25 protein-coding genes are annotated in these 26,046 nt (G+C 72.3%); 13 read left to right on the forward strand and 12 right to left on the reverse strand.

The window, feature by feature from the left end; translation table 11 throughout:
* The 6 genes from atpH to ABT381_RS25410 all read left to right on the forward strand — a co-directional run.
* Positions 1-384, forward strand: a 384-nt coding sequence (gene atpH / locus ABT381_RS25385; RefSeq protein WP_351598645.1) for an ATP synthase F1 subunit delta, incomplete at its 5' end; no start/stop codon positions are given.
* 154 nt (positions 385-538) lie between these two features.
* Positions 539-2,128, forward strand: coding sequence for a F0F1 ATP synthase subunit alpha (atpA, locus tag ABT381_RS25390; protein WP_351598647.1), 1,590 nt, complete (start codon positions 539-541; stop codon positions 2,126-2,128).
* Positions 2,129-2,148: 20 nt separating this feature from the next.
* On the forward strand, positions 2,149-3,069 hold the full coding sequence (locus tag ABT381_RS25395; RefSeq protein ID WP_351598649.1) for a F0F1 ATP synthase subunit gamma: 921 nt from the start codon (positions 2,149-2,151) through the stop codon (positions 3,067-3,069).
* Positions 3,069-4,511 (forward strand): F0F1 ATP synthase subunit beta, encoded by a 1,443-nt coding sequence (atpD, locus tag ABT381_RS25400; RefSeq protein ID WP_351598651.1) that lies wholly within the window; start codon positions 3,069-3,071, stop codon positions 4,509-4,511. The genes ABT381_RS25395 and atpD overlap by 1 nt, the downstream gene beginning before the upstream one ends.
* A 109-nt stretch (positions 4,512-4,620) precedes the next feature.
* A complete protein-coding gene (locus ABT381_RS25405; RefSeq protein ID WP_223735126.1) occupies positions 4,621-5,004 on the forward strand; it encodes a F0F1 ATP synthase subunit epsilon in 384 nt (127 codons plus the stop codon).
* A gap of 119 nt (positions 5,005-5,123) precedes the next feature.
* Positions 5,124-5,591 carry a DUF2550 domain-containing protein gene (locus ABT381_RS25410; RefSeq protein ID WP_351598654.1) on the forward strand — a complete coding sequence of 156 codons (468 nt, stop codon included), beginning with the start codon at positions 5,124-5,126 and terminating at the stop codon, positions 5,589-5,591.
* An 81-nt stretch (positions 5,592-5,672) separates the two neighbouring features.
* Here the strand turns inward: ABT381_RS25410 and ABT381_RS25415 are convergent, their stop codons facing one another.
* Together ABT381_RS25415 and ABT381_RS25420 are read right to left on the reverse strand one after the other, a co-directional pair.
* Complete coding sequence (locus tag ABT381_RS25415) at positions 5,673-6,386, reverse strand: response regulator (protein ID WP_351598656.1); 714 nt, start codon at positions 6,384-6,386, stop codon at positions 5,673-5,675.
* Positions 6,383-7,576: a sensor histidine kinase gene (locus ABT381_RS25420; RefSeq protein WP_351598658.1), complete on the reverse strand. Its 1,194-nt coding sequence runs from the start codon at positions 7,574-7,576 to the stop codon at positions 6,383-6,385. Before ABT381_RS25420 ends, ABT381_RS25415 begins: the two co-directional genes overlap by 4 nt.
* A 160-nt stretch (positions 7,577-7,736) precedes the next feature.
* Between ABT381_RS25420 and ABT381_RS25425 the strand changes: the two genes are divergently transcribed.
* Entirely contained in the window at positions 7,737-8,318 is a 582-nt protein-coding gene (locus tag ABT381_RS25425; RefSeq protein ID WP_351598686.1) for a hypothetical protein, read from the forward strand.
* Here ABT381_RS25425 and ABT381_RS25430 read toward each other — a convergent pair whose 3' ends face one another.
* Positions 8,319-8,891: a cob(I)yrinic acid a,c-diamide adenosyltransferase gene (locus ABT381_RS25430; protein WP_351598660.1), complete on the reverse strand. Its 573-nt coding sequence runs from the start codon at positions 8,889-8,891 to the stop codon at positions 8,319-8,321.
* 134 nt (positions 8,892-9,025) lie between these two features.
* Here ABT381_RS25430 and ABT381_RS25435 point away from each other — a divergent pair, with 134 nt between their 5' ends.
* From ABT381_RS25435 to ABT381_RS25450, 4 genes are all read left to right on the forward strand, one after another.
* A complete protein-coding gene (locus ABT381_RS25435; protein WP_351598662.1) occupies positions 9,026-9,667 on the forward strand; it encodes a TetR/AcrR family transcriptional regulator in 642 nt (213 codons plus the stop codon).
* 136 nt (positions 9,668-9,803) lie between these two features.
* Entirely contained in the window at positions 9,804-10,652 is an 849-nt protein-coding gene (locus ABT381_RS25440; RefSeq protein ID WP_351598664.1) for a 3-hydroxyacyl-CoA dehydrogenase family protein, read from the forward strand.
* A gap of 145 nt (positions 10,653-10,797) precedes the next feature.
* Positions 10,798-11,121, forward strand: a complete 324-nt coding sequence (locus ABT381_RS25445; protein ID WP_031051797.1) for an STAS domain-containing protein — start codon at positions 10,798-10,800, stop codon at positions 11,119-11,121.
* A 286-nt stretch (positions 11,122-11,407) separates the two neighbouring features.
* Positions 11,408-14,017 carry an ATP-binding protein gene (locus ABT381_RS25450; RefSeq protein ID WP_351598667.1) on the forward strand — a complete coding sequence of 870 codons (2,610 nt, stop codon included), beginning with the start codon at positions 11,408-11,410 and terminating at the stop codon, positions 14,015-14,017.
* Between the two features lie 90 nt (positions 14,018-14,107).
* Here the strand turns inward: ABT381_RS25450 and nucS are convergent, their stop codons facing one another.
* Positions 14,108-14,770 (reverse strand): endonuclease NucS, encoded by a 663-nt coding sequence (gene nucS / locus ABT381_RS25455; protein WP_030258485.1) that lies wholly within the window; start codon positions 14,768-14,770, stop codon positions 14,108-14,110.
* Between the two features lie 282 nt (positions 14,771-15,052).
* Here nucS and ABT381_RS25460 point away from each other — a divergent pair, with 282 nt between their 5' ends.
* Positions 15,053-15,445 (forward strand): SCO5389 family protein, encoded by a 393-nt coding sequence (locus ABT381_RS25460; protein ID WP_030258482.1) that lies wholly within the window; start codon positions 15,053-15,055, stop codon positions 15,443-15,445.
* 233 nt (positions 15,446-15,678) lie between these two features.
* Here ABT381_RS25460 and ABT381_RS25465 read toward each other — a convergent pair whose 3' ends face one another.
* Positions 15,679-16,707, reverse strand: a complete 1,029-nt coding sequence (locus tag ABT381_RS25465) for an LLM class flavin-dependent oxidoreductase (RefSeq protein ID WP_351598670.1) — start codon at positions 16,705-16,707, stop codon at positions 15,679-15,681.
* A 191-nt stretch (positions 16,708-16,898) separates the two neighbouring features.
* Between ABT381_RS25465 and ABT381_RS25470 the strand changes: the two genes are divergently transcribed.
* Entirely contained in the window at positions 16,899-17,216 is a 318-nt protein-coding gene (locus ABT381_RS25470; protein ID WP_351598672.1) for an Rv1322 family protein, read from the forward strand.
* 84 nt (positions 17,217-17,300) lie between these two features.
* Here ABT381_RS25470 and ABT381_RS25475 read toward each other — a convergent pair whose 3' ends face one another.
* From ABT381_RS25475 to ABT381_RS25505, 7 genes are all read right to left on the reverse strand, one after another.
* Positions 17,301-18,083 carry an ABC transporter permease gene (locus ABT381_RS25475; protein ID WP_467754580.1) on the reverse strand — a complete coding sequence of 261 codons (783 nt, stop codon included), beginning with the start codon at positions 18,081-18,083 and terminating at the stop codon, positions 17,301-17,303.
* A gap of 299 nt (positions 18,084-18,382) precedes the next feature.
* On the reverse strand, positions 18,383-19,648 hold the full coding sequence (locus ABT381_RS25480; RefSeq protein WP_351598676.1) for an ABC transporter ATP-binding protein: 1,266 nt from the start codon (positions 19,646-19,648) through the stop codon (positions 18,383-18,385).
* Between the two features lie 97 nt (positions 19,649-19,745).
* Positions 19,746-20,636, reverse strand: a complete 891-nt coding sequence (locus ABT381_RS25485) for a hypothetical protein (protein ID WP_351598678.1) — start codon at positions 20,634-20,636, stop codon at positions 19,746-19,748.
* On the reverse strand, positions 20,636-21,409 hold the full coding sequence (locus tag ABT381_RS25490; RefSeq protein ID WP_351598680.1) for an ABC transporter permease: 774 nt from the start codon (positions 21,407-21,409) through the stop codon (positions 20,636-20,638). The genes ABT381_RS25485 and ABT381_RS25490 overlap by 1 nt, the downstream gene beginning before the upstream one ends.
* Positions 21,410-21,411: 2 nt before the next feature.
* Positions 21,412-22,449 carry an ABC transporter ATP-binding protein gene (locus ABT381_RS25495; protein ID WP_351598682.1) on the reverse strand — a complete coding sequence of 346 codons (1,038 nt, stop codon included), beginning with the start codon at positions 22,447-22,449 and terminating at the stop codon, positions 21,412-21,414.
* 202 nt (positions 22,450-22,651) lie between these two features.
* Entirely contained in the window at positions 22,652-23,590 is a 939-nt protein-coding gene (locus tag ABT381_RS25500) for a coiled-coil domain-containing protein (RefSeq protein WP_351598684.1), read from the reverse strand.
* Between the two features lie 114 nt (positions 23,591-23,704).
* On the reverse strand, positions 23,705-26,046 hold a 2,342-nt coding region (locus ABT381_RS25505), incomplete at its 5' end, for a polarized growth protein Scy-related protein (RefSeq protein WP_502965719.1).

Consider the following 26,046-nt stretch of genomic DNA (forward strand, 5'->3'; position numbering starts at 1 on the left):
CGGGCGGACAACGCGGCCAAGGCCGAGCTGATCCGCTCGCTGCTGGGCGGCCGCGCCAACGCGGTCACCGAGCGGCTGGTGGTCCGACTCGTCGCACAGCCGCGGGGCCGTAGCCTGGAGGCAGGGCTGGACTCCCTGTCCAGGCTCGCCGCGCACCGCCGGGACCGGCTGGTCGCGGTGGTCACCTCCGCGGTGCCGATCAGCGAGACGCAGAAGCAGCGCCTGGGCGCTGCGCTCACCTCGCTGTACGGCCGGCAGGTCCACCTGAACCTCGACGTGGACCCCGAGGTCCTCGGCGGCGTGCAGGTGCGCATCGGTGACGAGGTCATCAACGGGACCATCTCCGAGCGCCTGGAAGAGGCGTCCCGGCGGATGGCCGGCTGAGGCAGCCAACCAACTCAACAGCATGAGCAGCGGCCCGAGTTGGGCCGTAACGCAGGGAACAGCAACAGGGGGCGAACCCGCCCTCTGCCTGCGGCGGGGGAGCCCATGCCCCGCAACAAGACTTCGGGCCCAACAAGGAGAGCAGGGAACCCAGATGGCGGAGCTCACGATCCGGCCGGAGGAGATCCGGGACGCGCTGGAGAACTTTGTCCAGGCGTACAAGCCGGACGCGGCCTCGCGCGAGGAGGTCGGGACGGTCAGCGAGGCCGGTGACGGCATCGCGAAGGTCGAGGGACTTCCCTCGGCGATGGCGAACGAACTGCTGAAGTTCGAGGACGGCACCCTCGGCCTCGCGCTGAACCTCGAAGAGCGCGAGATCGGTGCGGTCGTCCTCGGTGAGTTCAGCGGTATCGAGGAGGGCCAGCCGGTGCAGCGCACCGGTGAGGTGCTCTCGGTCGCCGTGGGCGAGGGCTACCTCGGCCGCGTCGTCGACCCGCTGGGCAACCCGATCGACGGCCTCGGCGAGATCGAGTCCGAGGGCCGCCGCGCCCTGGAGCTGCAGGCTCCGGGCGTCATGGTCCGTAAGTCGGTGCACGAGCCGATGCAGACCGGCTACAAGGCCGTCGACTCGATGGTGCCGATCGGCCGCGGTCAGCGTCAGCTGATCATCGGCGACCGCCAGACCGGCAAGACCGCGCTGGCCGTCGACACCATCATCAACCAGCGCGACAACTGGCGCTCGGGCGACCCGAAGAAGCAGGTCCGCTGCATCTACGTCGCGGTCGGCCAGAAGGGCTCCACCATCGCGTCCGTGCGCGGCGCCCTGGAGGAGGCCGGCGCCCTGGAGTACACGACGATCGTCGCGGCTCCGGCGTCCGACCCGGCGGGCTTCAAGTACCTCGCGCCCTACACCGGCAGCGCCATCGGCCAGCACTGGATGTACCAGGGCAAGCACGTCCTGATCATCTTCGACGACCTGTCGAAGCAGGCCGACGCCTACCGCGCCGTCTCGCTGCTGCTGCGCCGTCCGCCGGGCCGTGAGGCCTACCCGGGCGACGTCTTCTACCTGCACTCGCGTCTGCTGGAGCGCTGCGCGAAGCTGTCGGACGACATGGGCGCCGGCTCGATGACCGGTCTGCCGATCGTCGAGACCAAGGCGAACGACGTGTCGGCGTTCATTCCGACCAACGTCATCTCCATCACCGACGGCCAGTGCTTCCTGGAGTCCGACCTGTTCAACGCGGGCCAGCGCCCGGCGCTGAACGTCGGTATCTCGGTCTCCCGAGTCGGTGGCTCCGCCCAGCACAAGGCCATGAAGCAGGTCTCCGGCCGACTGCGTGTGGACCTCGCCCAGTTCCGTGAGCTGGAGGCGTTCGCCGCCTTCGGTTCCGACCTGGACGCGGCCTCCAAGGCGCAGCTGGCCCGCGGTCAGCGCATGACCGAGCTGCTCAAGCAGGGCCAGTACCAGCCGATGCCCGTCGAGGAGCAGGTCGTCTCCATCTGGGCCGGTACCACCGGCAAGATGGACGACGTCCCGGTGGAGGACATCCGCCGCTTCGAGCGCGAGCTGCTGGACTGGATGGGCCGCGAGAAGAAGGAACTGCTCACCGGCATCGTCGAGGGCGGGAAGATGTCCGACGACACCATCCAGGCCCTGACCGACTCGGTCTCCACCTTCAAGCAGCAGTTCGAGACCTCGGACGGCAAGCTGCTCGGTGAGGACGCTCCGGGCGCCGGCAAGTGACGACGGAAGGGACCTGATCCATGGGAGCCAAGCTCCGGGTCTACAAGCGTCGCATCCGCTCCGTCACCGCGACCAAGAAGATCACCAAGGCGATGGAGATGATCGCCGCCTCGCGCATCGTCAAGGCGCAGCGCCAGGTGGCGGCATCGACGCCGTACGCGAGTGAACTGACCCGCGCGGTGACGGCGGTTGCGACCGGCTCGAACACCAACCACGCCCTGACGACCGAGGTGGAGAACCCGACCCGGGCCGCGATCCTGCTCATCACGAGCGACCGCGGCCTCGCGGGCGGCTACTCCTCCAACGCCATCAAGGCCGCCGAGCAGCTCACCGAGCGGCTCAAGGGCGAGGGCAAGGAGGTCGACGCCTACATCGTCGGCCGCAAGGGTGTGTCGTACTACGCCTTCCGCGAGCGCAAGGTCGTGGATTCGTGGACCGGCTTCACCGACAGCCCGACGTACGCGGACGCCAAGGCGGTCGCGGCGCCTCTCATCGAGGCCGTACAGCGGGACACGGCCGAGGGCGGCGTGGACGAGCTCCACATCGTCTTCACCGAGTTCGTGTCGATGATGACGCAGACGCCGGTCGACGACCGGCTGCTGCCGCTCAGCCTCGACGCTTCGGCGGACGAGGAAGAGCAGGCCAAGACCGAGCTGCTGCCGCTGTTCGACTTCGAGCCGTCGGCGGAGGACGTCCTGGACGCCCTGCTGCCGCGGTACGTCGAGTCGCGCATCTACAACGCGCTGCTGCAGGCCGCCGCCTCCAAGCACGCCGCCACCCGGCGTGCGATGAAGTCGGCGACCGACAACGCGGAAGAGCTCATCAAGTCGCTCTCGCGGCTTGCCAATGCGGCCCGACAGGCCGAAATCACCCAGGAAATCAGCGAGATCGTCGGTGGCGCCAGCGCCCTGGCCGACGCGACCGCGGGGAGTGACAAGTAATGACGACCACTGTTGAGACGGCCGCCGCCACGGGCCGCGTCGCCCGGGTCATCGGCCCGGTCGTCGACGTGGAGTTCCCCGTCGACGCGATGCCGGAGATCTACAATGCGCTGACCGTCGAGGTCGACGACCCGGCCGAGGCCGGTGTCCGCAAGACGCTGACCCTCGAGGTCGCCCAGCACCTGGGCGACGGCCTGGTCCGCGCGATCTCGATGCAGCCCACCGACGGTCTGGTCCGCCAGGCCGCGGTGACCGACAAGGGCGAGGGCATCACCGTCCCCGTCGGCGACGTCACCAAGGGCAAGGTGTTCAACACCCTCGGCGAGATCCTCAACAAGCCGGAGGCGGCTTCCGAGGTCACCGAGCGCTGGGCGATCCACCGCAAGGCCCCGAGCTTCGACCAGCTCGAGTCCAAGACCGAGATGTTCGAGACCGGCGTCAAGGTCATCGACCTGCTGACCCCGTACGTCAAGGGCGGCAAGATCGGTCTGTTCGGTGGTGCCGGTGTCGGCAAGACCGTGCTGATCCAGGAAATGATCTACCGCGTCGCCAACAACCACGACGGTGTGTCGGTGTTCGCGGGCGTCGGTGAGCGTACCCGTGAGGGCAACGACCTCATCGAGGAGATGACCGAGTCCGGCGTCATCGACAAGACCGCGCTGGTCTTCGGCCAGATGGACGAGCCCCCGGGCACCCGTCTGCGGGTCGCGCTGGCCGGTCTGACGATGGCGGAGTACTTCCGTGACGTCCAGAAGCAGGACGTCCTCTTCTTCATCGACAACATCTTCCGGTACACCCAGGCGGGTTCCGAGGTGTCCACCCTGCTGGGCCGCATGCCCTCCGCGGTGGGTTACCAGCCGAACCTGGCGGACGAGATGGGCCTCCTGCAGGAGCGCATCACCTCGACCCGTGGTCACTCGATCACCTCGATGCAGGCGATCTACGTCCCCGCGGACGACCTGACCGACCCGGCGCCGGCGACCACCTTCGCGCACCTGGACGCGACGACCGTTCTGTCGCGTCCGATCTCGGAGAAGGGCATCTACCCGGCGGTGGACCCGCTGGACTCGACGTCCCGCATCCTGGACCCGCGGTACATCACGCAGGAGCACTACGACTGCGCGATGCGCGTGAAGACGATCCTGCAGAAGTACAAGGACCTGCAGGACATCATCGCGATCCTCGGTATCGACGAACTGGGCGAGGAGGACAAGCTCACCGTCCACCGTGCCCGTCGTATCGAGCGCTTCCTGTCGCAGAACACCCACGTGGCGAAGCAGTTCACCGGTGTCGACGGCTCGGACGTGACGCTGGACGAGTCCATCACCGCGTTCAACGCCATCGCCGACGGTGACTACGACCACTTCCCCGAGCAGGCGTTCTTCATGTGCGGTGGCATTGAGGACCTCAAGGCCAACGCCAAGGAGCTGGGCGTCTCCTGACCCCGGCTTCCGGATCCGGGGGCGGCCGTGGCCGCCCCCGGGCCCGACGCCCACTAGTATTTGACCCGACATCTGCTGTACCCGGCAGGTGGAGACCCGAGGAGCCATCGTGGCTGAGCTGCACGTCGAGTTGGTCGCCGCGGACCGTCAGGTCTGGTCCGGCGAGGCCAGCCTGGTCGTCGCGCGCACCTCGTCGGGCGACATCGGCGTCATGCCCGGTCACCAGCCGCTGCTCGGCGTGCTGGAGTCCGGTCCGGTGACGATTCGTACGACCGGCGAAGGCGGGGACGGCACGGTCGTCGCCGCGGTGCACGGCGGCTTCATCTCGTTCGCCGACAACAAGCTTTCTCTGCTCGCGGAGATCGCCGAGCTGTCGGACGAGATCGATGTCCAGCGCGCGGAGCGGGCCTTGGAGCGGGCGAAGTCGGAGGCCGACGCGGCCGCCGAGCGCCGCGCCGATGTCCGGCTGCGTGCGGTGGCAGGCGTTCACTGAACCCTGTCACAGACGAGCTTTACCCTCAGCCGCGGGCTGCGCTGGAATCCTCCAGAGCGGTCCGCGGCTGAGCCGATGCAGGTGCGTTTCCCGAATACGAGGCGAGGAGGTCGGTGGAGATGGTCCTCGCTCTGTGTGTGAGCGCCGCGGTCGTCGTCCTGGTACTACTGGGGCTCTTCGTCTTCGGACTGCGGCGGCGGCTGATCCAGCGGTCCGGCGGCACGTTCGACTGCAGTCTGCGCTGGGACGTGCCCGCCGCGGCGGCCGTCACGGCGGCGGACGGCGAGCCCAGCGGCAAAGGCTGGATCTACGGTGTGGCCCGGTACAACGGCGACCGCATCGAGTGGTTCCGGGTCTTCTCCTATGCGCCACGTCCACGGCGCGTCCTGGAGCGGGCCTCCATCGAGGTACTGGAGCGGCGCAGCCCGGAGGGCGAGGAAGAGCTCGCCCTGCTCTCCGACTCCATCGTCCTCGCCTGCCGGCATCGCGGAACGCGCCTGGAGCTGGCGATGAGCGAGGACGCGCTCACGGGCTTCCTGGCGTGGCTGGAAGCGGCACCACCCGGACAGAGGGTCAACGTGGCCTGACGACTGTCCGGGTTTTGTGTTTTCCGGGGGGCTGCCGGGGGCCGGGGGTGTCGGGGGTGCCGTCCGGGACGGTCTAACGGTCTAAGGGCCCTCGCGGCGGGCCGCGCCGAGGCCCAGTTCCCGGGCGAGCACGGCGGCCTGTACCCGGCTGCGCAGCTCCAGCTTGTTCAGCAGCCGGCTGACGTGCGTCTTGACCGTGGCCTCCGCCATGTCCAGGCGCCCCGCGATGTCCGCGTTGGACAGCCCTTCCCCGAGACAGCCCAGTACCTCGCGCTCCCGGGGCGTGAGCACGTCGAGCGCCGCGGTGTCCGGCGCCGGGGCGGCCGGGCGCGGCGCGGCGAATTCGGCGATCAGCCGCCGGGTGACGGCGGGCGCGATGATCCCCTCCCCGGCCGCCACCGTACGGACCGCCGCCAGCAGCGTCGCCGCGTCGCTGGTCTTGAGCAGGAACCCGGCAGCGCCCGCGCGCAGCGCCCCGAAGACGTACTCGTCCAGGTCGAAGGTGGTCAGCACCAGTACGTCGGCCAGTCCCCGCCCGGTGATCTCCCGGGTGGCCGAGACGCCGTCGAGCCGGGGCATCTGTACGTCCATGAGCACCAGGTCGGGGCGGAGCGCGGCGGCCAGCCGTACCGCCTCCTCGCCGTCGGCCGCCTCGCCCGCCACCTCGATGTCGGGCGCCGAGCGCAGGATGAGGACCAGGCCCGCACGGACGGCCGACTGGTCCTCGGCCACCAGCACCCGGATCGGCTGGCCGGGGGTGTGGGTGCTGCGGGTGGGATCGGTGCGGTCGGTCATCGGGGGTGCTCCTTCTCGTCCGCGGGCAGTGTTGCCCGTACCCGCCACACGTCGCCGTCGGGCGCCGCGTCGAACGTGCCGTGCAGCAGGGCGGCCCGCTCGCCCATGCCGACCAGGCCGGAGCCGGAGCCGGGCGCGCGCGGGCCGGGGCGGCGGCCGTAGGGGCTGGTGACGGTGACGGCCAGGGCGGCGCCGTCGCGGGCGAGGCGGATCGTCACCTCACCCGGTACCGCGTGCTTGAGCGCGTTGGTCACGGACTCCTGGACGATGCGGTACGCGGCGAGCTCCACCGGCGCGGCGAGCGCCGGGCCGCCGGGCGGGCGGTCGTCCGTGAGCGTGAAGGTGAGCCCGCTGCCGGCGCCGTGGCCGCGGGCCCGCTCCAGGAGGGCGTCCAGGGCGTCGAGGCGGGGCGTGGCGGCGGAGGTCTCCTGGCCGCCGGCGCCACGCAGGAGGCCGATGAGGCGGCGCATCTCGGCCAGGCCCTGCACGCTGTTCTCGCGGATGACGCCGAGCGCTTCCCGGGTGGCGGCGGGCTCGTCGACGGCCTGCGCGGCGGTGGCGTGCAGGGCGATGGCGGAGAGGTGGTTCGCGACCATGTCGTGCAGCTCGCGGGCCATCCGGGCGCGTTCGGCGAGTACCGCCTCGCGGCGGTCCAGCTCGGCCAGCAGGGCGGTCTGCTCGGCGCGCAGCCGGGCGGCCCGGGCGGCCTCGCGGTGGTTGCGGATGATGACCGCGGTCCAGGCCGGGCCGATCGTGCCGACGCCCACGGCGACGCCGATGAGCAGCGCCTGCGGGTCGCGGAGCAGGGCGACGGGCAGCAGCGTGGCGAGGACGGTGGCCAGCACGCAGGCGCGCGGGACGCGGCGGGCCGTGGCCGGGGAGCCGTACATGACGGCCGCGTAGACCACGTCGGTGAACATCAGGACGGTGGCGATCACCGTGCCGGTGAGTACGTCCAGGGCGAGGGCCGGGACGGCGACGGCCAGCGCGGCACCGGGGGCGGTGCGGCGCAGCAGCTCGGCGCCGGCCATCGCGGCGAGGGCGAGCAGCGCGAGCCGCGCGGGCAGGCCGAACAGCGGCGGGCCGCCGTGCAGTCCGAGGAACCACAGCAGGACGCCGCCGAGCAGGCCGGACGCCGCGATGAGGACGTCGTCGCGGTGCGGGCGGGCGGGGGCGCTGAAGGGGCTCACCCGGCCATCCAACAACGCCGCCGCGCCCCGGACCTCCCCATCGGCGACGATCCGCCGCCGGCGCCGGGTACATCGAAGGATGCAGTACGGGATCGTCATGCGCGACGACGAAAGGCGCGTGCGCGGCGGCGAGGCTGGAGGGGAGCGAAGGGAGCGCGCCGTGATCGTGACGCTGGTCGTGCTGTGTGAGGTCGGATTCTGGGTGCTGCTGGCCGTGGGGCTGGCGCTGCGCTACCTGGCGCGGATGCCGCGCACCGGGGCCGCCGTCCTGCTGATGGAGCCGCTGCTGGAGCTGGTCCTGCTCGTCGTGACGGTGCTGGACCTGCGCAACGGTGCGCAGGCGGACTGGAAACACGGGCTGGCCGCGGTCTACATCGGCTTCACGGTCGGCTACGGCCACTACACGATCCGGTGGGCGGACGCGCATGTCGCGCACCGCTTCGGAGGCGGGCCGAAGCCGCCGGGCGCGGGCTACGGCCGGGCACGGGCGGTCCACGAGTGGAAGCTGTGGCTGCGGACGGTGGTGATGGGCGTGGTCGCGGCCGGGCTGCTGCAGGCCGCGATCTGGTACGTGGGCGACGGCGACACCGCGTCCCTGCGGTCCTGGCAGGCCACCGTGGCCCGCATCGTGGGCATCCACGGGCTGATCGCCCTCACGTACACGATCTGGCCCAAGAAGCCGAAGCGGGACGGTTCCGAGGCCGCCGCGGGGGAGCGGCCCCGAACCCTGACCAAGCCCTGATCAGCGCTCCCCGCCGGGCACCCACAGCACGTCGCCGAGCTCCTTGTTGGCGGTGCGCGCGAGGATGAACAGCAGGTCGGAGAGGCGGTTCAGGTAGGTGGCGGTGAGCGTGTTCATGGTCTCGCCGTGCACCTCCAGGGCCGCCCAGGTGGACCGCTCGGCGCGGCGCACCACCGTGCACGCCTGGTGCAGCAGCGCCGCGCCGGGCGTGCCGCCGGGCAGGATGAAGCTGCGCAGCTTCTCCAGCCGCTCCAGGAAGCGGTCGCAGTCCGCCTCCAGCTTGTCGATGTAGCTCTGCTCCACGCGCAGCGGCGGGAACTCCGGGTTCGCAACGACCGGCGTCGACAGGTCGGCACCCACGTCGAAGAGGTCGTTCTGGACGCGGACGAGGACCTTGACGACCTCCTCGGGGAGGTCGCCGAGGGCGATGGCGCTGCCGATGACGGCGTTCGCCTCGTTGGCGTCGGCGTAGGCCGCGATCCGCAGATCGGTCTTGGCGGTCCGGCTCATGTCGCCGAGGGCGGTGGTGCCCTGGTCGCCGGTACGGGTGTAGATGCGCGTCAGATTGACCATGGCGTCAGCGTAGTGACGCGCCCGCCCTGCGGAAGACACGTGTGCCGACCGTCACGGCGGGCAGCGCGCGTCAGTGAGACTTTGCATTGACCCTAATTTTTAAGGCGGTGCAAGGTGGGCCTTAGGATCCCTTCATGGCCGAGGGACTGAGGGCGCGCAAGAAGCGGCAGACCAGGCAGCAGCTGTCGGATGTGGCCACCGGGCTGTTCGTGGAGCGCGGTTTCGACGCGGTGACGATCGCCGAGATCGCCGAGGCCGCCGAGGTCTCCGTCAATACGGTCTACAACTACTTCCCGGCCAAGGAGGATCTCTTCCTCGACCGCGGCGAGGAGCTCGTGGACCGGCTCTCGCGGTGGGTGCGCGCCCGGGACGTGGGGGAGTCGGCCGCCGGCGCCGTCCTGCGCGAGCTGCGCGCCGAGGTGGAGGCGGTCTCGCCGCGGGTCGGACTGTTCGAGGGGTACGAGCAGTTCATGCGGGTCATCCATGGGGCGGCGTCGCTCAAGGCCCGGCTGTGGTACCTCCAGCAGGAACAGCTGGAGCACCTGGAGCGGACCCTGGGGGAGGAGAGCGGCACCGCGGACGACGACCCGATGCCGGCACTGATCGCGGGCCAGCTCAACTGGGTGCACGCCACGCTCATGGGCACCATCGGCCGCGAGATGGCCGCCGGGCGCAAGCCTGCCGAGGTCTCCCGCGAGGCGCTCGTGCTGCTGGACGAGATCGAGGAGCTGCTGAGCGAACGGGTCCTCAATTACGCCGTGCGTCCCATGAGCTGACGGCCGGGGGGTAGTCCGGTGTGATGTCCGTCATGTGAGACGTGACGCGCATCTCTATCCCTCCAAACGACGGCGAACGAGCGCTAACGTCGCTCGGAAGACATCGTGAAGTGCACAGGGTGTGAGGGGTCATTCAGTGGCAAAGAAGCTCGCCGTCATCGGGGCCGGACTCATGGGTTCCGGCATCGCGCAGGTCTCCGCCCAGGCGGGCTGGGACGTGACCCTCCGGGACGTCACCGACGGCGCGCTGGCCCGCGGCAAGGCCGGCATCGAGGCGTCGTACGAGAAGTTCGTCGCCAAGGGCAAGCTGGACGCGGCCGCCGCCGAGCAGGCGCTGGCCCGCATCACCACCAGCACCGACCTCGAAGCGGCGGCCGACGCCGACATCGTCGTCGAGGCCGTCTTCGAGAAGATCGAGGTCAAGCGGGAGATCTTCCAGACGCTGGACAAGCTGGTCCGGGACGAGGCGGTGCTGGCCTCCAACACCTCCGCCATCCCGATCACCAAGATCGCGGCGGCCACCGAACGCCCCGAGCGGGTCGTGGGCACGCACTTCTTCTCGCCGGTGCCGATGATGCAGCTGTGCGAGCTGGTGCGCGGTTACAAGACCAGCGACGAAACCCTCGCCACCGCGCGGGAGTTCGCCGAGTCGGTCGGCAAGACCTGCATCGTCGTCAATCGCGATGTGGCCGGTTTCGTCACCACCCGCCTGATCTCCGCGCTGGTCGTCGAGGCCGCCAAGCTGTACGAGTCGGGCGTGGCCACCGCCGAGGACATCGACACCGCCTGCAAGCTGGGCTTCGGTCACGCGATGGGCCCCCTGGCCACCGCCGACCTCACGGGCGTCGACATCCTCCTGCACGCCACCGAGAACATCTACACCGAATCGCAGGACGAGAAGTTCGCGCCGCCGGAGCTCATGCGCCGCATGGTGGACGCCGGAGATATCGGCCGCAAGAGCGGGCAGGGATTCTACGAGCACTGAGGAACCGGGCCGCGGCACACCCGTTCAGGCGTCACTCCTGGGAGTGATTTCGGTATCGGTTCGCTTACAGGCGGCAACTTCGTCGTGTGAGAGGCAGTCAGTTCTGTAGACGCAAAAACATTTCGCATCACCACGGGGAGCGCATATGCACATCAAGGGCGACCACGCCGAGCTGGTCGTCGGGGGCCGCCTCGACGTCCGCAGCGCGGCGGACGCCCGTACGGCCCTGCACACCGCCGTCGACTCCGGTTGCGGCGATCTCGTGCTGGACCTGACCGAGCTGGATTCCTGGGACGCCACCGGACTCGGCGTGATCATGGGAGCGCACCGCCGCGCGGGCCGGGTGAACCGCCGGCTCGTGCTGCGCGGGGTGCCGCCCCAGATGCAGCGCCTGCTGGTGGCCACACGGTTGCACCGCATTCTGGCCATTGAGGGCGGCCTCGAAGCGGAGTCGCTGCCGCGCGTCTGAGGCTCGCGTGACCTGCGAGTGGCCGCGCGGCCGCCGGTAACTGAGAGGCGTAAGCGGTACATACGGCTTGATCCTCACGAATCCGTGACGTAGCGGGCAGAGCAGGACCCCGGCGCATCGTAGATACTGTCCGCAGGCTTAATGTTCGGTTCTCGTCGCGCCCCGAGCGGCCGCGGCGGACACCGGGCCAGAAGCGGCGGCCGGGGCCACCCGCCCCGGCCCGGTCGGGGAGTGCGGACGGCCGGAAGAGCAGTCGGCACGCCACGCATCTGGGGGGCTTGAGTCCATGGATCCGCACAACGGCCGGCGGCCGGAGGAGCACAGCGCGCAGGACCACCCTGCCGACCCGCTGCCGTCCGGCGCCGGCAGTCCGCAGTTCGTGCCGCCGGACGGCCCGGCCCGTACCGCCCGGCTGGTCACCGGCGACTATCTGCTCACCGTCAATCCCGTCGACGGCAGCGAGATCGAGCCGACGCCGCCGGGCGAGGAGCCGGGCACGCCGCAGAAGCACTCGCCCAAGGAGCGCGCCGAGCGGGCCCGCGCGACGAGCGCCCCGCCGGTGCCGCCCGGCGGCCTCGGCCACCCCGTGGACCGGCTCCCGCTGCTGGAGCGCCAGGAGGAGACCGAGCGGCTGACCCGGCTGCTCACCCGCGGCCGCTCCGTACGCCTCACCGGCCCCTCCGGCGCGGGCCGCACCCGGCTGCTGGACGCGGTCGCCACCGGTTGCGCCGGCCTGGCGCCCGACGGCGTCGTCCGGCTCTCCGGGTACCGCCGCACGGCCACCGACCTGATGTACGACCTGTTCGCCGCCGTGTACCGGGCGCCGAGCTACCGCCCGGGCCGCCCCGAGCTGCTCGCCGCACTGGCCGGCGTCGGCGCCGTGGTGGTCGTGGACGACCTGGAGTTCGGCGGCGCGGCGCTGGAGGAGCTGCTGGGCGCCACGCCCGAGTGCGCGTTCCTGCTCTCGGCCACACCCGACGTGCCCGCGCCCTCGGCCGCCTCGCACATCGAAGAGGTCTTCGTCGCCGGCCTCGGCCGCGCCGCCTGCCAGGAGCTGCTGGAGCGCGCCGCGGGCCGGCCGCTGACCGACGAGGAGGCCGCCTGGGCGGGCGACCTGTGGTTCGAGTCCGAGGGGCTGCCGCTGCGCTTCCTGCAGGCCGGCGCGGTGCTGCGGCAGCGCGACCGGCGGAGCGCGGACGCGGCGGGGAACGCAACGGCGGGCGATGGCGCTGCGGGGGACAGCGCGGAGAGCGATGGCGCGGCGGGGGACAGCGCGGAGGGCGACGGCGTCCCGGACGGCGTTGAGTCCGAGGGTACGGACGGGACCGGTGACGCGGCCGGGGCGCAGCCGCCGCTGCCCGGCATCCCCCAGGCCGCTTCCTTCGCCGCGATGATCGCGGAGCGGCTCGCGCCGGCCGCGCAGGACGCGCTGCGGCTGGCCGTCGCCCTCGGCGGCGACCTCCCGCACCCCACCCACCTGCCCGCGCTCTTCAAGGATCCCCGCGCGGACGCCGCCCTGGGCGACCTGCTGGCCTGCGGGCTGATCAGCCCGGCCGGCACCCACTACCGCCTCGCGGCGACCGTACTGGACCAGCTCACCGCCGCCGGGTACGCGGAGGGCGCGGCCGGCCGCGCCCACGCGGCGGCCCAGCACTACTCCTGGTGGGCCGGGCACCACTCGGTCGCCCCCGAGCGGGCGGCCGCCGAAGCCGACGCGCTGCTCGCCGTGATGGCCCGGCTCACCGCGAGCCGGGAGTCCGGGCACGCCAGCGCCGCCGTACTGCTCGCCCGTACGGCCGCCCCCGCGTTCGCCGCAGCGCTGCAGTGGAACGCCTGGGAGCGCAGCCTCCGGCACGGCCAGGAGGCCGCCAGGATCGCCGGCGAGGTCGGCGAAGAGGCGTACTTCCACCACGAGTTGGGTGTCCTCGCGCTCTGCCTGGGCAACCTGGACAAGGCACGCGCCGAGCTGGAGGCGTCCATCGGGCTGCGCGGCGCGCTCGCCGACCGGCGCGGCGCCGTCGCGGGGCGGCGCGCCCTCGCGCTGGTCGCCGACCGCACCGGCGTCCCGGTGTCCCCGGAGATCACCGCGGCCGCCGTGGCGGCGGCCGGCGAGGAACTCCCGCACACGGGGACCGACGAGTCCGCCTCGCCGCCCGGCTCGCCGACCGCCGTCACCACGCCGGTGCCGCGCGTGGACGAGACCGCGGCGACCGTGGTGAGCCCCGCGGTGAAGGCCGCGGCGGGCCCGGCGGGCGCGAAGAAGAAGCGGGCAGCGGTGTTCACCGGCGCGCGCCGCAACATGGTCGCGGCCGGCGCGGGCGCGCTGCTGGCCGCCGTACTGGGCACGATCGTCACGCTCGGCGCCACCTCCGGCGGCGACGCCCCGGCGAACAAGGTGAAGTCCGGCCAGTCCGCCGAGGAGAGCAAGGACAGCGGCGGCCTGACCGCCGACGAGCCGAGCCACGGCGCGACCGGCGGCCCGGGCGCCTGGGACAGCAGTACGGGCGCGCGGACCGGTGCGCCCGCCACGTCCGGCAGCGCCCGCCCCGGCGACCCGGCCACCAGCGCGAAGCCCGGCAGCCCCGGCTCGACGCAGCCGAGCGACCGGCCGACGGACTCCACGGGCAAGCCGACGACGCCCTCCGGCAAGCCGACCGGCCCGACCGGGAAGCCGCCGACGAGCAAGCCCACGACGCCGACGGCCAAGCCCACCGAGCCGACGGAGGACCCGACCACGCCGACGGAGGAGCCGACCACGCCGGAGCCGACGTCCGGCACCTCGGAGTCCCCCTCGCAGTCCGAGAGCGGCCCGTCCGCGAGCAGCCCGATGAGCGGCGGACCGGGCAGCGGCTCCGCCTCCGGGACCGCGTCCGACTCGGCTGAGCCGACCGCCTGACCGGCCCGTACCGCCGTACATGTAGCAGCGGCCCGCCCGCGGAACCTCTCGCGGGCGGGCCGGCGCGTACGTACGAGGCGGCCGGGGGCCTTAGAACAGCCGCAGCTTGTCGTCCTCGATGCCGCGCAGCGCGTCGTAGTCCAGGACGACGCAGCCGATGCCGCGGTCGGTGGCCAGCACCCGGGCCTGCGGCTTGATCTCCTGGGCCGCGAACACGCCCTTCACCGGCGCCAGGTGCGGGTCACGGTTGAGGAGTTCGAGGTAGCGGGTGAGCTGCTCGACGCCGTCGATCTCGCCGCGCCGCTTGATCTCCACGGCGACCGTCGCACCGTCCGCGTCCCGGCACAGGATGTCCACCGGGCCGATCGCGGTGGGGTATTCACGCCGAATCAGGGAGTACCCCTCGCCGAGCGTGTCGATCCGGTCGGCGAGCAGCTCCTGGAGGTGCGCCTCCACGCCGTCCTTGATGAGACCCGGGTCCACGCCGAGCTCGTGGGAGGAGTCGTGCATGATCTCCTCCATCGTGATGATGAGCTTCTCGCCGCCCTTGTTCTCCACGGTCCACACGTCGCCGTCGCCGCCCTTGAGGGTGCACGGCGGGGACATCCAGTTGAGCGGTTTGTAGGCCCTGTCGTCAGCGTGGATGGAGACGCTGCCGTCTGCCTTGACCAGGATCAGACGGGGAGCGGAGGGCAGGTGGGCGGTGAGCCGGCCGGCGTAGTCCACGGAGCAACGGGCGATGACGAGACGCATGGTGCGCCACGCTACTCGACGCCGGGTGGTCCACGCGATTCGCCCAGGGGCGTACGCGGTGTACCCGTACGACGGCGCGAGCGCGCGCGGGGCGACGTTGCGGGGGAAACCACCGCAGCCCCGACGGGCTCGCGTGGCCGGTTGTGTGCGCAATCTCCTGGTGCGGGCAAGAAAGGCGGAATACCGTTGACGCGGGGGGTCGTGACGCGGACACGCTGCGTGGCGGTCCCTCGTACTGTCCCTGAGGCTCCGCCCCTTATGGAGCCGCGAGAGGAGAACCTCATGTCGCTCGACGTCTCACCGGCCCTCCTCGAACAGGCCGAGCGAGGCGAGGTCGACGAAGCCGCATTTGTCGACTGCGTCCGGACCTCTCTGCCCTATGCATGGGAGATGATCAGCTCGCTGGTGGCCCGGCTGAAGGTGGACGGCGGAGAGTTCGCCGACAACCTGACCCCGCCGCCCGACGAGCAGGCGCGCGGCCAACTGCTGCGAGCACTGGCGAGTGACGCGATACGCGGGTCGCTCGAACGCCACTTCGGCGTGCGACTGGCGTTCCAGAACTGTCACCGGGTCGCGGTCTTCCCGCTCGACCCGTCGGCGGACGACCGCCTGGCCCGTTTCACCTCCGTGCGTGGCCAGCTGCTGAACCAGTCACCCGAACTGCGCGACTGCTGATGGGAGTTGCCGCTGCCGCGTGCATGGGATGTGACGCCGGAGAGGCGTCAGCACGTGAGCGGCGGCATCCGCAACGGTCCGCCGGCGAGGCTCTCCGGCCTCGCCGGCAGGCGGACCGCCCATCGGGCACATGAAGGCTCTCTTCGGACCCCCCAGCCCCCGGGGTCCTCTCGCCCGGAGCATCGGCCCAGTGGTACTCAGGACGGCAGCGGTACTCAGGACAGCATCGGTACTCAGGACAGCATCGGCAGGACCTCTTTGCCCAGCCGGCGGATGTTCTCCTCCGTCACGGCGAGGTCGCCGGAACCCTCGACCAGCAGCGCGTGGCGCCTGATGCCGGTCCGCTCCGCCCTCGCGGCGAGCCGGTCCGCACAGTCCTCCGGCGTCCCGACCGGGTGCAGGCCGCAGAGCAGCTCGGTGTAGGCCAGCGGGTCCCGCATGGCGCGGCGCCGGCCGTCGACCGTGACATGGGCCGAGAGTCCCTGGCGCAGCCAGCCGGGCATCGACTTCAGCAGCGTCTCCCTGGCGTCCTGCCGGGAGTCGGCGATCTGCACCACGCCCGCCGAGATGTGCCCGGCCGCCGCGACCTCGTCCGGATCCCGCCCCGCGGCCAGCGCCGTACGCCGCCAGCAGGCGACCATCTCGGCCCTTTCCTCGTCCCCCGAGTGCATGCCCAGCAGCATCGGCAGGCCGCGCTCGGCCGCCAGCCGCACCGAGCGGGGAGAAGTGCAGGCCACGACCACCGGGGGGCCGTCCCGCCCGGCCGGCTCCTCGGCGGGTCGCGGCACCACCGCCACGTCCCGGAAGGCGAACCGCGCACCGGCCGCCCCGACGCGCGGCTCGCGCAGCCAGCGCAGCAGCAGGTCCAGCGACTCCGGGAACCCTTCCTCGTACGCCGCAAGGCCGCACCCGAAGACCTCCAGGTCGACCCACGGCCCGCCCCGCCCGACACCGAGCGTGAACCGCCCGCCGGACGTCAGATGCAGCAGCGCCGCCTGCTCACCGACCGCGACCGGGTGCGCGGTCGGCAGGACGCTCACGGCCGTGCCGACTCCGATGCGGTGCGTACGCCCCAGCAGCTGTGCTGCCAGGGTCACCGCCGACGGACAGATGCCGTACGGCACGAAATGGTGCTCGGCCACCCAGACCTCGTCGAGCCCGGCCTCCTCGGCCACCTCGGCGGACCGCATGGCCCGGTGCAGTGTCTCCCCCTCGCCCTGTCCCGGAAACTGGGCGGCCAGAATGAAAGCCCCAACGCGCATCGCTCTTCTGCCTCCTCGCAGCCGACGCGACATCCCCCTTACAGGCAACAACGGCTGACACGTGCCAAAGGCACGGCTCCCGACGGAGTTTCCTGATGATCGCAGCATTGCGACGGAGGGTCCGGGACCCCGGCCGGTCGTCGTAGGCTGGTGACAGCCCGTTACTCCCCCGAGAAGTCCCGAGGTGCCCAGTGTCCCCCCGTCGAAACCGTCCGCGCGGCGGTGAGAACCCCTCGGATCGCGTGGGTGTCGCGCGCTACGGCCTGGAGCGTACGGAGGAGTGGCGCGGCGAGGAGTGGTACGTACGGCAGATCGGCGGCGGCGCGGCGGCCAAGCACTACCGCTGCCCGGGCTGTGACCAGGAGATCCCGCCCGGCGTGCCGCACGTGGTCGCCTGGCCGCAGTACAGCGACGGCGACGACCGGCGGCACTGGCACAAGGCGTGCTGGAACGCGCGGGACCGCCGGAGCGCCCGGCTCCAGCGGTCCCGTAACGCGCCCAGATACTGACCCCGGACACGGCGCTTTCCGGACGTCCTGCGGTCTCCGGACGTCCGGCTGCTCGGACGTTCCGCTGCTCAGGCGTCCCGCTGCCTAGACGTCCCGCTGGTGCAGCGCGACGAAGGCGCCGCCGAGGACTACGGCCGTCAGCCCTGTCATGATCCACAGCGGTTCCCAGCCCGAGGGGCCGGTCGCGGCGACGGCGTTGCTGTACATCACGCCGAGCTGGCTGGGGATGGAGTACTCGAACAGGAACTGCCGCAGGTCCCGCAGGCTCTCCGCCATCATGAACAGCGCCAGCACCAGCGGCAGCAGCACCAGGCCGATCATGATGGTGATGGCGCCCGCCGAGTGCCGGAGCAGCGCGCCGACGGACAGCGCGAGCAGGCCGAGCATCGCGACGTAGAGGCTCACGCCGACCGTCGCCTTGAACCACTCCGAGCCGCTCGGCGTGGCGCCGCCCTGGCCGCTGAGCACGCCGGTCTCGAGCAGCGCGACCAGTGTCGTGGTGACGGCGGTGACCACGAAGGACAGCAGGAAGAAGACGATCGCCTTCGCGGCGAGCACCCGCGCCCGGCTGGGGCAGGCGGTCAGCGTCGTACGGATCATGCCGGTGCCGTACTCGGAGGAGACGCACAGCACGCCCAGCGTGATCACGCACATCAGGCCGAGCAGCATGCCGGGCATGCCCAGGCCGAGCGGTGACTCGCCGCCCAGGCTGGTGCCGGCGGCGGAGACGATGAGGGCGGCGCCGGCTCCGATGCCGAGCACGAGGACGATCATCACGCTGAGCGTCCACACGGTGGAGCGGACCGACTTGATCTTCGTCCACTCCGAGGCCAGCGCGTGCCCGAGGTGCGCCTGCCGCACGGGTATGGGCGAGACGTAACCGCCCCCGGAGAACTGCGGCTGCGGGGGAGCGGCGGCGTACGCGGGCTGCTGCCGGGGCTGAGCGACGGGCTGCTGCGGCGGCTGCGCGGGGGCCTGCTGCGGCTGCTGGGCCTGCGGCTGCGGCTGGGGCTGTGCCTGCGGTTGCGGCTGGGGCTGCGGCTGTGCGCCCGGCTGCGGCCCGGCGGCCCGCGGTCCGACGGCGTTCAGCATCATCGTGCCCTCGTCCTGGCGGGGCGGCTGCTGCGGCTGCGGCTGCTGCGGCTGCTGCGACTGGTCCGGGCTGGTCATCGGGCGTCCTCGCTGTGCTGCTGGGTCGGGTCGGCGGGGGCGGCGTGCTGCTGCGGCTGGGCCTGCGGTTGCTGGGGCGGCGCCGGGGGCGCTCCGTACGGGCCGGGCACCGGCGCGCCCTGCGGCTGCGCGCCGTACGGGCCGGGCTGTCCGGGCTGTCCGGGCTGTCCGGCGTACGGACCGGGCGCCCCGGCCTGCGCGCCGTACGCACCGGCGTACGGGTCACCCGCGTACCCCTGCGGCGGCAGCCCACCAGGCATCCCGCCAGGCACCCCACCGGGTACCCCGCCCGGTATGCCCCCGGGCACCCCACCGGGCATGACGCCCGGTACGGCCTGCGGGGGGACCGCCGAGCGGTAGTCCACCGCGCCCTGCGTCAGCTGCATGTACGCCTCTTCCAGGGACGCCTGGTGCGGCGACAGCTCCCAGAGCCGGACCCCGGCCTCGTGCGCCAGGTCGCTGATCCGCGGCAGCGCCAGCCCCGTGACGCGCAGCGCCCCGTCCGGCTCCGGTACGACCTGGCCGCCCGCCTCGCTCAGCGCGGAGGTCAGCTTCTCGCCCTGCGCGGGCTCGGTGTCGGGCGTGCGGACGCGCGCGAAGCCGGCCGAGTTGGCGGCGATGAAGTCCGTGACGTTCATGTCGGCCAGCAGCTGGCCGCGCCCGATCACGATCAGGTGCTCGGCCGTCAGCGCCATCTCGCTCATCAGGTGCGAGGAGACGAAGACCGTACGGCCCTCGGACGCGAGCTGCTTCATGAGGTTGCGGACCCACAGGATGCCCTCGGGGTCCAGGCCGTTGACGGGCTCGTCGAAGAGCAGCACCTGCGGGTCGCCGAGCATCGCGGCGGCGATGCCGAGCCGCTGTCCCATGCCCAGCGAGAAGCCCTTGGACCGCTTCCGCGCCACGTCCTGCAGGCCGACCAGGCCCAGTACCTCGTCCACCCGGCGGGCCGGGATCCCGGAGAGCTGCGCGAGCGACAGCAGGTGCTGGCGGGCGCTGCGGCCGCCGTGCACGGCCTTCGCGTCCAGCAGCGCGCCCACCTGGCGCGTCGCGTTCGGCAGTTTGCGGAAGGGGTGGCCGCCGATCGTCACGTGCCCCGAGGTCGGGTTGTCCAGGCCCAGGATCATGCGCATCGTCGTGGACTTCCCGGACCCGTTGGGCCCCAGGAAGCCGGTCACTGTCCCCGGCCGTACCTGGAACGACAGGTTGTGCACGGCCGTCTTGGCGCCGTAGCGCTTCGTCAGGCCGACTGCCTCGATCATTCTCCGCCCCTCGCGAGATGGTGTGGGGCACGGCATGCCGAAGTGACCTCATGCCCCCGTGAGGGTTAGGAGGCTATCGAGCCATTGACGGTTCCGCTCAATCCCCGCGTGTCGGTGACCGGCGAAGTCCCGCTTCGCCCCCGATGGGCGGCAGATCGTCGTACGTCCGGACCTCCGCGTCGTCGTCCACATAAGGGGCGAACTCCTGCTGCGGCAGCACCTGGCCCTCCGCGCGGAAGATCTGCCGCGCCTGCGACCGCACCGCGCCGTCCGCCGCGGCCCGCGCCACCCACCCCTTCGGATCGGGCCCGAGAATCCGCCGCAGGGCCGCCGAACCGGCCAGCAGCGCGGCGAGCAGCGCCGGCTGCGGCCCGGCAGGGCGCGGCCCGCCGTCCGGCCCCGCCAGTACGCCGTGCCGGCTGACGTACAGGTACGCGCCGCTCAGCCGCTCCCCGGACGGCAGCGTCATGGGGAACCGGTCGCCGGGCAGCAGGACACGGTGGTACTGCGCCTCCGTCGCGTCCACGACCTCCAGTTGCGCGGCGTCCAGCCACCCCGCCACGAGCGTCACTTCGGAGTGCGGGTCGGTGAACGGCGCGGCGGCCACGTAACCCGGCGTACCGATGTGCGCAGAGCTGCCCACCCCGATGCCGCGCAGCCGTACCGGGGCCATCGGGACGGCCGCGGGGACGCCGCGCCGGGTGAGCTTGTACGAGACCTGCGCGGGGCAGGCGTTGGAGCCGACGGCGAGGACGGGGTGGCGCTGCCCTGCGGGCAGCAGGCCGCGGGCCCGCAGCACGTCGTCGAGCGTGCGGTCCGGATCCGGGCCGAGCCGCCAGCCGCCGACCCGGTGCGGGCCGGGGACCGCGGTGAGCGGCAGCAGCGTCCCGCCGTCCAGCAGCGCGGGCGCCGTCACCGGCCGCCCCGGATACGCCAGCGGCTGCAGGGCCGGGACGGCGCCGAGCCCCGGCGCTCCCACGGGCAGCACTACGCGTCCCGCTTCTTCAGGAAGAGGTATCCGGCGATCAGCGCGGCGATGACCCACAGGGCCATGATGCCGAGGCCGCCCCACGGGCCGTAGGGGACGTCGTCGCCGGTGGGCACCACCTTCATGACCTTCTGGCCCGCCTGGTCGGGGAGGTACCGGCCCAGCTTCCGGGTGGCCGAGACGGCGCCGAGGATGTTGGAGATCAGGAAGAAGAACGGCATCAAGATGCCCAGCGAGAGCATCGGACTGCGCAGCACGGCGGCCACGCCCATGGAGAACAGCGCGATCAGCGTCATGTAGAGCGCGCCGCCGAACACCGCGCGCAGCACGCCCGGGGCGCCCAGCCCCACCCGGAGGTCGGCGCCCAGCATGGCCTGGCCCACGGAGAAGGTGACGAAGCTGGTCACCAGGCCCACGACGAACGCGAGCAGGGTGGCCACCGCGATCTTGCAGAAGAGGAAGGTGCCGCGCTGCGGCACGGCGGCCAGGGAGGTGCGGATCATGCCGGTGCTGTACTCGTTGGCGACCACCAGCACCCCGAAGACGATCATCGCGAGCTGGCCGAGGCCCATCCCGGCGAAGGCCGTGTTGGTGGCGTCGAAGGTGAGCCGCTCGCGGATCGGCATGGAGCCGAAGTCGTTCTTGACGAGCAGGCAGATCACCGCGCCCAGTACGACCGTGACGACCACGGCGATGCCGAGTGTCCACACCGTGGAGCGCACCGACCGGATCTTGGTCCATTCCGAGGTGAGGACCTGGGAGACCACCGCCATGGTCAGCGCCCCTTCTTCCGCTGCCAGTCGGCGCCCCAGCCGCCGCCCGGCTGCCCAGCGGACGGGCCCGGAGGCGGCCCCGCGTCCGGACCGGGCGCGGGGCCCCCGGGCTCCGCCGGATCCGGATGTGCCGGGTCCGAGTGCGCGTGGTACTCCACCGACTCCGCCGTGAGCTGCATGAACGCCTCCTCCAACGATGCCTGCTGCGGGCTGAGTTCGTGCAGGACGAGGCCGTGCCCGGCGGCCAGCTCGCCCAGCCGGTCGGCGCCGACCCCGTCGATCTCCAGCGCGCCGTCCGCCGCCGGTACGGCGGTGTGCCCGGCCGCCGCCAGCACGTCCCGCAGCCGCTCGTGCTCCGGGGAGCGCATCCGTACGTAGCTGCGCGAGTTGCGCCGGATGAACTCGGCCATGGAGGTGTCGGCGAGCAGCCGGCCCTGCCCGATGACGACGAGGTGGTCGGCGGTCAGCGCCATCTCGCTCATCAGGTGCGAGGAGACGAAGACCGTACGGCCCTGGGCGGCCAGCCGCTTCATGAGGTTGCGGATCCAGTGGATGCCCTCGGGGTCGAGCCCGTTGACCGGCTCGTCGAACATCAGGATCTGCGGGTCGCCGAGCAGCGCGGCGGCGATGCCGAGCCGCTGTCCCATGCCGAGCGAGAACCCCTTGGCGCGCTTCTTGGCGACGGCGGTCAGGCCCACGGTGTCCAGCGCCTGGTGGACGCGGGCGCGCGGGATGCCGTTGCTCTGCGCCAGGCAGAGGAGATGGTGGTACGCGCTGCGGCCGCCGTGCATGGCCTTGGCGTCCAGCAGGGCGCCGATGTACTTCAGCGGGTCGCGCAGCTGACGGTAGTGCCTGCCGTCGATGCGGACCGTGCCGGCGGTGGGGTTGTCCAGGTCGAGCATCATCCGCATGGTCGTGGACTTCCCCGCGCCATTGGGACCGAGGAAGCCGGTGATGATCCCGGGCCGGACGGTGAAGGTCAGCCCGTCCACGGCAAGCTTCTCGCCGTACCGCTTGGTCAGCCCCTCGATCTCGATCATGCAGCCACGCTAGGGGCGGCAGCGCTCCTCCGCCCCTTGAACACACCCATTCCAGCCTGTCCGGTGTTCGAGGACCTGCACCGCCAAAATCAAGCCCGTCCGGCGTTTGAGGACGAGCGGCCGCCAAGCCGCGATACGGACCCGCACGCACCACTGCCCCGCACCGCACAACGCGGCACGGGGCAGTCGGTCAGCGGCAGGGTCAGCGACCCTGCTGGGCAGGCACCCCGCGGGACGCCGAGTCCTCCTCGCCCGGCGTACCGGCGGCAGCCACCGCCGCACCGGTAAGCGTGGCAAGCATCTCCCGCACATTGGTGAGCTGGGCGTTGATGGAGTCGCGCCGGTTCGTCAGCGCAGCGAGCTCCCGCTCCGATTCCGAGCGGATACGGTCCGCCTTCGCGTTCGCGTCGGCCACGATGTCCTCGGCCTGGCGCTGCGCGGTCTCCACCGTCTGGCGGGCCCGGCGCTCCGCGTCCGTACGCAGCTTCTCGGCCTCCAGGCGGAGCTGCTCGGCGCGGTGCTCGATCTCCGCGAGCCGCTTCTCGGCCTTGGCCTGACGCGAGGCCAGGTCCCGCTCGGACTGCTCGCGGCGCTTGGCGAGGTTGGTCTCGAAGTCGGCCGCGGCCTGGGCGGCCTTCGCGCGGGTCTCCTCGAAGAGGGAGTCCGCCTCCTCGCGCTTGGACTGCGCGTCCTTCTGCGCGTCGGCCCGCAGCGTCTGCGCCTCGCCCTTGGCCTTCTCGACGATCCGGGCGCCCTCGTCCTCCGCCTTGGCCTTGCGCTCGGTGGCGAACGCCTCCGCGTCGTTACGGACCTGCTGGGCGGCCGACTCGGCCAGCTCACGGTGCTGCTCGGCGGCCCGGCGCGCTTCCTCGCGCAGGTCCTTGGCCTCCTCCTCGGCGAGACGGAGGATCTTCTCGACCCGGGCACCGAGGCCCGCGTAGGACGGCTCGGCGTCGTTTACCTGGGCCTGGGCGTTCTGCGTTTCGAGGTGCAGCTCCTCGATGCGCTTTTCCAGCGAGGTGATACGGGCCAGCGCGCTGTCGCGGTCGGCGACGAGCTTCGTAATGCGGTCGTCGACCTGACCGCGGTCGTACCCACGCCGCACGAGCTCGAAACCGAAGGGGGAGGAAGTGTCGCTCATGGGGTTCCTGTCGAAAGAGACCGGTGAGGTGATAAGGGGAATCCTAGGGGCCCGAGCGGCGTGTCATCGAGTCATTGACCGTTTGAAGTGGAGAATGAACCCTCATTTGAGTGGCTAAGCATCAGACTGCTTGCCACCCGAACGAGTTGCTCCCGCGCCCGCCGCGGCCTTGACGCCCCCCGAACCGGAACCCTGCCCCGAGCCGCCCTTTCCGCCGCCCGCACCGCCCGGCGTCTCGAACGACTCCAGCGCCTCCAGGACGTCCTGGACCCGCGAGATCTCGGTGTTGATGTCCTCCCGGCGGCGGACCAGCACCTCCAGCTCGCGCTTCCCGTCGTCCACGATCCGCTGGGCCTCCTGCTCGGCCTCGGTACGCAGCGCCTCCGCCTCCCGTACCGCCTTCGCCTTCTTCTGCTCGGCCTCCTTGATCAGCCCCTCGGCCTTCTTCACCGCCGCGATGCGGACCCTGCTCGCCTCGCTGCTCGCGTCCGAGAGCATCTCCTTGGCCTTCTCCTCGGCCTCCACCTGCTGCGCGGTGGCCTGCGCGATGAGCTTGTCGACCCGCTCGCCCGCCGTCTTCATCGCCTCGGCCGACTCCCGGCGGGCCCGGTCGTGCAGCTCCTCGACCTCGGCCTCGATGCGGGCCCGCAGCTCCTCGGCGCGCTCCCGGATCGCGGTCGCGTCCCCCCGCGCCTCGCTGAGCAGCGTGTCGGCGTCCGTACGGGACTTCTCCACCCGCGCGTTGCCGTCGGCGGTGGCCTCCGAGACGATCCGCTCGGCCTCCTTGCGGGCCGCGCCGACCATCGTGTCGGCCTGCTCCTCGGCCGCGGTGGCCGTCTTCAGCGCCTCCTCCTGCGCTCTGGCGATCAGCTGGTCGGCCTGCTCGGCGGCGTCCGCGCGGCGCTTGGCCGCGTCCTTGCGCGCCTCGTCGAGCGTACGGTCGGCCTCCTCCAGCGCCTCGTTGCGGAACCGCTCGGCCTCGGCCTCGGCGTCCGCCTTGACCTGGTCGGCCTCCGACCGCGTGCGCTGCGCGTGCTGCTGCGCCGAGGTGACCGTTTCGGCCGCCTCGCCGCGCATCCGGTCCGCGTCCGCCGTCGCCTCGGCGAGCATCCGGTCGGCCTGCTCGCGGGCGTCGGCCCGGGTGCGGTCCGCCTCCCGCTCCGCCGTCGCGGTGGTCTCCGCCGCCTCCGTACGCAGCCGTTCGGCCTCCGTACCGGCCTCGGAGATCAGGCTGTCGGCCTGCTCGGCGGCGTCCGCGCGGCGCTTGGCCGCGTCCTTGCGCGCCTCGTCCGCCGTCCGGTCGGCCTCCGCACGGGCGTTCTCCAGCGCCTCGGCGGCCTCCGCGCGCAGCCGTTCGGCCTGTGCCGTGGCGTCCGCGACGAGCCGCTCGGCGTGCTCGCGCGCCTCGGCCCGCAGCCGGTCGGCGGCCTCCTGGCCCTCGCGGATGCTGCGGTCGGCGTCCGCCTGGGCCGACGAGGTCAGCTCGGTGGCCTCGTTGACGATCCGTTCGGCCTCCGTGCGGGCCTCGGCGATCAGCCGGTCCGCCTGCTCGGCGGCGTCGGTCCGCATCCGGTTGGCGTCCTCGCGCGCCTCGGCGCGGGCCCGGGCGGCGTCCTGCTCGGCGGCGGCCAGCGCGTCCGAGGCGTTCGTCCGCAGCTGCTGCGCCTTCTCCGTGGCGTCCGCGACCAGCTTCTCGGCCTGCGCGGTGGCCTCCGTCAGCAGCTCGTCCGCCTGCTCGGCGGCCTCGCTGCGGCGCTTGTTGGCGTCCTTGCGCGCCTCGTCCAGCGTGCTGTCGGCCTCCGCGCGCAGCCGCTCGGCCTCGGCGCCCGCCTCGGCCACCGTACGGTCGGCCTCCTGCGTGGCCTCGGCCAGCAGCTCGTCGGCCTGCTCGGCGGCGTCCGCGCGGCGCTTGTCGGCGGCCTGCCGCGCCTCGTCCAGCGCGCCCTGCGCCTCCGTGCGCAGCCGCTCCGCCTCGGCGATCGCCTCCGCAACCGTGCGCTCCGCCAGCGACTTGGCGGCCTCGGCCTCGGTCTGCGCGTCCTGCCGGATGCGGCCGGCGTCCTGCGAGGCCCGCTCGCGCTCGTCGTACGCGTCGGAGCGGAGCCGGTCCGCCTCCTGCCGCGCGTCCTCCTTCGTACGCTCCGCCGCGTGCTCCGCGGCGGACCGCAGCCCGGCGATCTCCTCCTCGGCCTGCTCGTGCAGCCCGGCGACCGCGTCGCGTACCTGCTGCGCGGTCTGCTCGGCGGTGGCGACCAGCTCCTCGGCGCGCCGGTCCGCCTCCTCCACCAGCCGCTCGGCCTCGGTCTGCGCCTCCGCCACCCGGTTGCGGGCCGCGGCGAGCAGCTCCTCGCTCTGCTCGCGGGCCGCCGTGCGCTCCTGGTGGGCCTCCTCGCGGGCCTCGCCCAGCTGCTGCTCGGCCTCCCGGCGGCGGCGCGCGGCCACCACCTGCGCCGCGG

Origin of the sequence: Streptomyces sp. NPDC000151, from assembly GCF_040301705.1 — a bacterium.
Lineage (GTDB): Bacteria > Actinomycetota > Actinomycetes > Streptomycetales > Streptomycetaceae > Streptomyces.